At 68.5% G+C, this 1,321-nt stretch carries 1 protein-coding gene; it reads right to left on the bottom strand.

Translation table 11 applies throughout. The features are described 5' to 3' along the window. Window positions 1-22: 22 nt before the first annotated feature. On the bottom strand, window positions 23-1,321 hold a 1,299-nt coding region (locus tag FGX59_RS36915), incomplete at its 5' end, for an IS66 family transposase (RefSeq protein ID WP_138473482.1).

Consider the following 1,321-nt stretch of genomic DNA (forward strand, 5'->3'; position numbering starts at 1 on the left):
AGGACCTGCGTGACGCGGGCCATCAGGCGGCCGCCGCGGAGCGGCCTTCCGGCCGGGTCCAGTTCCAGGGAAGCAGTTCGGGCAGCCGCGAGACCGGCATGTCGGAGATGCGCGCGATGGCATCGGCAAGCCAGGCCTGGGGGTCGATGCCGTTCAGCTTGGCCGTTCCGATCAGCGTGTACATGGCAGCGGCACGGTGGCCGCCGCGCTCGGAGCCGGCGAAGTTCCAGGATTTCCGGCCGAGGGCAACGCCGCGCAGCGCGCGCTCGGCGCAATTGTTGCTGAGGCAGACCCGGCCATCCTGGAGGAAACGGGTGAAGCCGGGCCAGTGGGCAGACGACAGAAGGTAGTCGATCGCCTTGGCGACCTTTGCATGCTTGGAAAGCTGTGCCCGTTCGGCGCGCAGCCAGGCTTCCAGTTCGCCGACCAGCGGCGCCGACAGCCGCTGTCGCGCCTCCAGGCGGGCGGCAGCACCGAGGCCGCCGAGCTCGCGCTCGATCCCGAACAGCGCGTCGATGCGCTTCACCGCCTCGAAGGCGATGGGCGAGATTTCCTTGGACGACTTTCCCTTGCGGATGTTGCCCTCGACATCCGCAAGCTCGAAGAACTTGCGTCGTCCATGGGCCCAACACAGTGCGGGCAGGACGGGGCCCGGCTTGCGATCGCCCTGGTAGAGCTGGTTGTATCCGGCATAGGCATCCGCCTGCAGGATGCCCTGCCACCCCTTGAGATGTGCAGCGGGATGTTCCCCGCCCCGGTCGCGGGAGAACTTGAAGACGGCCGCCGGCGGGGCGGCTCCGGAGAAGGGGCGGTCATCGCGGACATAGGTCCAGAGCCGCGCGGTCTTCGTCCCGCCGCGTGCCAGCAGCGGCACTGTCGTGTCATCGCCATGCAGGCGTCCGGCAGCCAGAACATGCGCCTCGATCAGCGCGCGCAGCGGTTCCAGCAAGGCAGCCACGGCACCGACCTGGTCGGCCAGCGTCGACAAGCTCAGCTCCACGCCTTCCCGGGCATAGCGTTCGGCCTGGCGGTTCAGCGGCTGATGCTGGCCGTACTTTTCGAACACGATCATGGCCAGCAGGCTGGGACCGGCCCACCCGCGCGGAACGGGATGGAACGGCGCCGGGGGCTGGCTGATCTTCTCGCAGTCGCGGCAGGTAAACTTCTCGCGGACGGTCTGGACCACCTTCCACTGGCGCGGGATGACCTCGAGCGTCTCGGTGATATCCTCGCCCATCTTGGCGATCCGCGCCGAACCGCAGCAGTCGCAGGCGGCCGGTGCTTCGACCACCACCCGTTCCCGCGGCAGGTGGTCCGGAAA

This window comes from Poseidonocella sp. HB161398, from assembly GCF_005870025.1.
Classification (GTDB): domain Bacteria; phylum Pseudomonadota; class Alphaproteobacteria; order Rhodobacterales; family Rhodobacteraceae; genus Mangrovicoccus.